This is a genomic window from Acidovorax sp. (genome assembly GCF_046314175.1).
In the GTDB taxonomy this organism is placed as follows: Bacteria; Pseudomonadota; Gammaproteobacteria; order Burkholderiales; family Burkholderiaceae_C; genus Acidovorax.
This window is the reverse complement of record NZ_JBKBXG010000160.1, coordinates 1-5,847: the sequence shown is the minus strand read 5'-3', so window position 1 is coordinate 5,847 and position 5,847 is coordinate 1. Positions and strand designations below refer to the sequence as shown.

Sequence of the window (5,847 nt, the reverse complement as noted above, 5' to 3'; positions counted from 1 at the left end):
GGAGACCATTCATGACCGAAGCCTATGTATTCGATGCGCTGCGCACCCCGCGCGGCAAGGGCAAGAAGGACGGCACCCTGCACGAGGTCAAGCCCATCGACCTGCTGGCAGGCCTGCTGACGGAGCTGCAAGCGCGCCACCGCTTCGACACGGCGGCAGTGGACGACGTGGTCATGGGCATCGTCTCGCCCGTGGGCGAACAGGGCTCGGTGCTGCCGAAGGTGGCCGCCCTCAAGGCCGGGTGGGACTTTCGCTGTGCGGGCGTGCAGGTCAACCGCTTTTGCGCGTCGGGCCTGGAAGCCGTGAACCTGGCCGCGCAGAAGGTGCGCAGCGGCTGGGAGGACCTGGTAGTGGCCGGCGGCGTGGAGAGCATGAGCCGCGTGCCCATCGGCTCCGACGGTGGCGCCTGGGCGCAAGACCCCGCCACCAACTCCGCCACGCTGTTCGTCCCCCAGGGCATCGGCGCCGACCTGATCGCCACGCTGGACGGCTACACCCGCGCCGATGTGGACGCCTTCGCACTCGAATCGCAGCGCCGCGCCACCGCAGCGCGCGCAGCGGGCTATTTCAAGAATTCGGTCGTGCCCGTGCGCGACTTCATCGGCCAGACCATCCTGGCGGAAGACGAATTCATCAAGCCCAAGACAACCCTTGAAGGCCTGGGCGCGCTCAAGGCCTCGTTCGAGCAACTGGGCGGCATGGGCTTTGACGCCGTGGCGCTGCAGCGGTACCCGCAGGTGGAGCGCATCCACCACGTTCACCACGCGGGCAACTCGTCAGGCATTGTGGATGGCGCCGCCGCCGTGCTGATCGGCAACGAGGCCGCCGCCAAGACCCACGGCCTCACGCCCCGCGCGCGCATTGTGGCCACGGCGCTTAGCGGCGCCGACCCCACCATCATGCTCACCGGCCCCGTTCCCGCTGCCAAGAAGGCGCTGGACCGTGCGGGCATGACCATCGACCAGATCGACTTGTTTGAAGTCAACGAAGCGTTTGCCGCAGTGCCCATGCGCTTCATGCGCGAGCTGGGCGTGCCGCACGATAAGGTCAACGTGAACGGCGGCGCCATCGCCATGGGTCACCCGCTGGGCGCCACGGGCGCCATGATCCTCGGCACGCTGATTGACGAGCTGCACCGCCGGGGCCAGCGCTATGGGCTCGCCACGCTGTGCGTGGGCGGCGGCATGGGCATCGCAACGATTGTTGAACGCATTTGATGGACTGGGTAGGAGACAAGAACATGCAAACCATCCGCTACGAACTCATCCCCGCCCAAGGCACCGAAGGCCAGGTCGCCGTCATCACGTTTGACGAAACCAACTCCCCCGTCAACACCATGTGCCGCCAGTGGCAGCAAGAGCTGGGCGAGGTCACGGCCCAGGTGCTGGGCGACCGCGAACGCCTGGGCGCCGCGCTCAAGGGCATCGTGCTCGCGTCGGCCAAGACCAGCTTCTTTGCGGGCGCCGACCTCAAGGCCACCATGCGCCTCACACCCGCCGATGCACCCAACGCGTTTGGCGAAATCGAGCGCATGAAGAAGCACTTCCGCACGCTCGAAACGCTGGGCATCCCCGTGGTGGCCTGCCTCAACGGCGCCGCGCTGGGCGGCGGCTGGGAGGTGGCCCTGATCGCCCACTACCGCATCGCCGTGGCCGACCCCAAGATCCAGTTCGGCCTGCCCGAGGTGACGCTGGGCCTGATGCCTGGCGCCACCGGCGTGACCAAGATGACGCGCCTGCTGGGCCTGATGGGCGCACAGCCCTACATCCTGGAAGGCAAGCTATTCAACCCCGCCGAAGCGCTGGAGCTGCAACTGGTGCACGAACTGGTGGCCACGCGCGAACAACTGCTGCCCGCCGCCCTGGCCCACATCGCCACCCACCCGCACGCGGTGCAGCCGTGGGACGACAAGAACTACAAGATGCCCGGCGGCACACCCGCCAACCCCAAGATTGCAGGCGCCCTCACCGTTGCGCCCGCCATGCTCAAGAAGACCACGCGCGGCCGCTACCCCGCGCCCGAGGCCGCGCTGGCCGCCATGGTCGAAGGCGCCATGGTGGACTACGACACCGCCCTGCGCATCGAAAGCCGCTACCTCGCCCGCCTGATGACCGGCCCCGTGGCGCGCAACATGATCAACACCTTCTTCTTCGACATGAACGCTATCAAGAGCGGCAAGTCACGCCCCGGCAATGCGCCGCGCTACAAGCCGCAAAAGGTCGGCATCCTGGGCGCCGGCATGATGGGCGCAGGCATCGCCTGGGCCCAGGCCAGCCGGGGCATCGCCACCGTGCTCAAGGACGTGAGCGCGGAGAAGGCCGAGGCGGGCAAGGCCTACAGCGCCAAACTCACGCAGGCCCGCGTGGACAAGGGCCGCATGACGGCCGAGGCGCAACAAGCACTGCTCTCGCGTATCACGCCCACCCCCAGCGCGGCCGACCTGGCGGGCTGCGACCTCATCATCGAAGCGGTTTTTGAAAGCCGCGACCTCAAGGCCAAGGTCACGCAAGAAGCCGAGCCGCAACTTGCGCCCGGCGGCTTCTTTGCCAGCAACACCTCCACCCTGCCCATCAGCGGCCTGGCCACGGCCAGCAGCCGGCCCGAGAAGTTTGTCGGCATCCACTTCTTCAGCCCCGTGGACAAGATGAAGCTGGTGGAGATCATTCGCGGCAAACAGACAGATGACGAAACCGTGGCCCGCGCGTTCGACTACGTGCAGGCCCTGGGCAAGGTGCCCATCGTGGTCAATGACTCACGCGGCTTCTACACCAGCCGCACCTTCGGCACCTTTGTGATGGAAGGCGCCGCCATGCTGGGCGAAGGCATCCCCGCCGCCGCCATTGAAAACGCCGCCATGCAGGCCGGCCTGCCCGTGGGCCCGCTGGCCGTGCTGGACGAAACCGCGCTAACCCTGAGCGTGCACGTGCTGGAGCAGACCCGTGCCGACTACGCGGCCGAAGGCAAAACCTACACCGCCACGCCCGGCGAGCTGCTGGTGGAGCGCATGGTCAAGGAGCTGAAGCGCCCCGGCCGCGCGGGTGGCGGCGGCTTTTACGACTACCCCGCAGGCGCCAAGAAGCACCTGTGGCCAGAGCTGAAACCTCTGTTCGAAAAGCCCGGCGTGGAATGGAGCGTGCAGGAGATCCAGGATCGTTTGCTCTACCGCCAGGCTATCGAGACTGCGCGTTGCCTGGCCGAGGGCGTGTTGACCAGCGTGCATGACGCGAACATCGGGTCGATTTTTGGGATCGGGTTTCCGGCTTGGACGGGGGGGGCGATGCAGTTTGTCTACGGCACTGGAATCGACTCGTTCTTCAAGCGCGCTGATGAACTGGCGGCGAAGTACGGGTCGAGATTTGTTTTAGACGCAAGAGCCCGGGACGTCACTACGCGATTCCGGCCGGTGTTTGACCAATGAGGCGAGGTGCATGTGCTGTTCTCGACTCGTCCGGGCCTAATATGACTGTCATTGAACAGCCCACGCAACACCACCCATGTTGCTCATACTGGTGACCTTGACTCGGCGATCAACTGCGCCAAGGCGCTGCTGCAACTTCTGCTTGATGTCGGCGCGATCCACCACTGGCCGGTGCGCTTGTGGCTGTTCCAGGTGCGCGATCACTTTGAAGCCTGTGCAACCAAGAACATCAGAAGCTAGCGCCTGCTCACCAGGGTCATTCGCGTGAAACTTTGCAGGCAACAACGCCGCCAAACTCATCAAGACCTTATTGGCGATCGCGTCCGCTAAACCTGTGGGCTTGACTGTATCTGGGTGACGGTAGTCTTTTACCTCAATAAAGTAAGCCACTCCGTCAGGATCCAAAGCTAACAAGTCAACCGCTTTGATGCCATTCATCTGCTTGGAAAAGTGCCCACGATAGAAATTCCAATCATCAAACTTATCTACTTTCCATCCATCGGGAAAGGTGAACGTCAGCCTCTCGACTTGCTTAACCACCGGCATGCATTTCCTCACAATTCCATATATCGATCGGATTGCGCCAAGCTCTCCTCAAGTGATGTGATTGGACCGACACCATTTACATCATCAGACTGACGCAACGTGATCACTTCATTTTCAACACTAAGCCCAAAATAGCGAGCAGACACAGGCTCATCCTCGCCTCTTCTACCCAGCAAAATTTCAAACTCGCGCAGCAAAAATAAACTGTGCGTCGCAATGAAAACCTGAATTCCCTGAGCCGACAATTCAACAATACATCGTGCTAGCGTTTTGATTAGCTTGGGATTGAGGTTGGTTTCGGGCTCATCCCAAAACAAATACCCCTTGCCTAGCAGCACGCCTGTATTTATGAGGCGCGCCAACATTGCAAATTTTCGTAACCCTTCTGCGACCAACGGCATTTCCATGCGCCCTTCTCCGGTGACTCGAAGATAGAAGCGCCCGCTGGAGGCATCCATTTCCACCTTGCCCCCCAGTTCTTCCTCTAAAGGTTTCAGAAGCTGAGCAGCACGATTTTCCCGAGGCCCTTTTACAGATGGAGCCCCAAGCAGAGAAACCGTGTCACGCCATGTCTCTTCAAACTCCAAGTGATAGTTGTCATAAAGATTCAAGAACCACGGGCACAACGTCACCAATTCTCGGGTCGGAAGATAAACGGGCGACTGAGTAAGAGCACTTTCCGGCACTTGAAGCACATCAACCTGGGACTTCGCGTTCGTAGCAAATCCAATCGCGCTGTTGAGCCCTCCCTGCTTCATGCTCAGTCGGATCTCGCACCGATCTCGCCCTTGCTTACGCTTAACCAATCGCCCTAGGGATTCTGGCCTCATCACCCGAGAAAGCTTCTCTGCATATGCCTTCTCCAAGCTCGTCTTCGTCAACTCCTCAGAGCGACCAGACTGCACTTTGAGCATGGAATAAAGGGCTTTTAGAACATGTGACTTACCAAGTCCGTTTTCTCCGATGATGACGTTCAGTCCATCAGCAAAAGACCACTTGCCATTTGGGACTGTAGTCAAGCTTTGAAATGTTGCAGACTTGAGCATGAATGTTTTTCCATTCGGATTTCGGAGGAATTTCACGCAAAACTCAGCTTGCTCGAAGAATTCAAAGACGAAGCGAGGTTATGCGAATTCACAGCACGTCCATCTCAAAGCCTAGCCTCAGCATCTGGGGGTAGAACGCGCGATTCCGCGGGAGGATACCATCCGAGGAGGCTGGGGCTAGAGGAAAAATGATTCCTGTTATTAGCATAACAAGCCTGAATTTGACTATTTCCGACGACGGCAACTGACACTAAGTGCACAGCGTCTCAACAAGCTCAAATGCGTGCACGTAGATGACAACCAGTCACTACGACGATAGCGTCAACCCAACATCCTGAAGTCCCAACATCCCCCGCGCCTCCTGCGGCGAAGCCACCTCCCGCCCCGCATTCCGCGCGTACTCCGCCAGTTTCTCAACCAGCGGCCCGTTCGAATCTGCCTTCGTCCCATCCGGCAGATAGAACGTATCTTCCAGCCCCGTGCGCAGATGCCCGCCCAGCTCGGCCACGCGCTGGTGCACGGGCCAGATCTCGCTACGGCCAATGACGGTGGCTTGCCAGGGGGCGCCCTTGATTTTTAGCTTGAGCAAGATGGGCAGCAGGTCGGGGTCGGCAGGCATGCCGGATTCGACGCCCATCACAAAGTTGTATTCGGGCAGGCGCTCGGTATACATGCCGGTCTGCACATACATCTCCACGCAGCGCACGATGCCCACATCGAAGCATTCGAACTCGGGCAGCGTGCCGGTTTCCAGCATCACGTCGATGAAGTCCTTGACCTTGGCGGGCTGGTTGTCGAACAGCATGGGCGGCCAGGCCCAGGTGCCGTTGCTGCGCA

Annotated in this window: 5 protein-coding genes; 2 read left to right on the top strand and 3 right to left on the bottom strand. The window is 61.0% G+C overall.

Annotated elements, in window-relative coordinates:
• Window positions 1–11: 11 nt before the first annotated feature.
• On the top strand, window positions 12–1,217 hold the full coding sequence (locus tag ACK4OE_RS24875) for an acetyl-CoA C-acetyltransferase (protein WP_409889107.1): 1,206 nt from the start codon (window positions 12–14) through the stop codon (window positions 1,215–1,217).
• Between the two features lie 23 nt (window positions 1,218–1,240).
• A complete protein-coding gene (locus ACK4OE_RS24870; RefSeq protein ID WP_409889106.1) occupies window positions 1,241–3,418 on the top strand; it encodes a 3-hydroxyacyl-CoA dehydrogenase NAD-binding domain-containing protein in 2,178 nt (725 codons plus the stop codon).
• Window positions 3,419–3,466: 48 nt separating this feature from the next.
• Here the strand turns inward: ACK4OE_RS24870 and ACK4OE_RS24865 are convergent, their stop codons facing one another.
• From ACK4OE_RS24865 to ACK4OE_RS24855, 3 genes are all read right to left on the bottom strand, one after another.
• A complete protein-coding gene (locus ACK4OE_RS24865) occupies window positions 3,467–3,964 on the bottom strand; it encodes a hypothetical protein (RefSeq protein WP_192427997.1) in 498 nt (165 codons plus the stop codon).
• An 8-nt stretch (window positions 3,965–3,972) separates the two neighbouring features.
• Complete coding sequence (locus ACK4OE_RS24860; RefSeq protein ID WP_409889105.1) at window positions 3,973–5,010, bottom strand: AAA family ATPase; 1,038 nt, start codon at window positions 5,008–5,010, stop codon at window positions 3,973–3,975.
• A gap of 307 nt (window positions 5,011–5,317) precedes the next feature.
• Window positions 5,318–5,847: 3-keto-5-aminohexanoate cleavage protein (locus tag ACK4OE_RS24855; RefSeq protein ID WP_409889104.1), on the bottom strand; the 530-nt coding region annotated here is incomplete at its 5' end.

Excerpts from the sequence above, each read along its gene's own strand:
- ACK4OE_RS24875 (WP_409889107.1), top strand. The coding sequence starts at position 12 with ATGACCGAAGCCTATGTATTCGATGCGCTGCGCACCCCGCGCGGCAAG.
- ACK4OE_RS24870 (WP_409889106.1), top strand. The coding sequence starts at position 1,241 with ATGCAAACCATCCGCTACGAACTCATCCCCGCCCAAGGCACCGAAGGC.
- ACK4OE_RS24865 (WP_192427997.1), bottom strand. The coding sequence starts at position 3,964 with ATGCCGGTGGTTAAGCAAGTCGAGAGGCTGACGTTCACCTTTCCCGAT.
- ACK4OE_RS24860 (WP_409889105.1), bottom strand. The coding sequence starts at position 5,010 with ATGCTCAAGTCTGCAACATTTCAAAGCTTGACTACAGTCCCAAATGGC.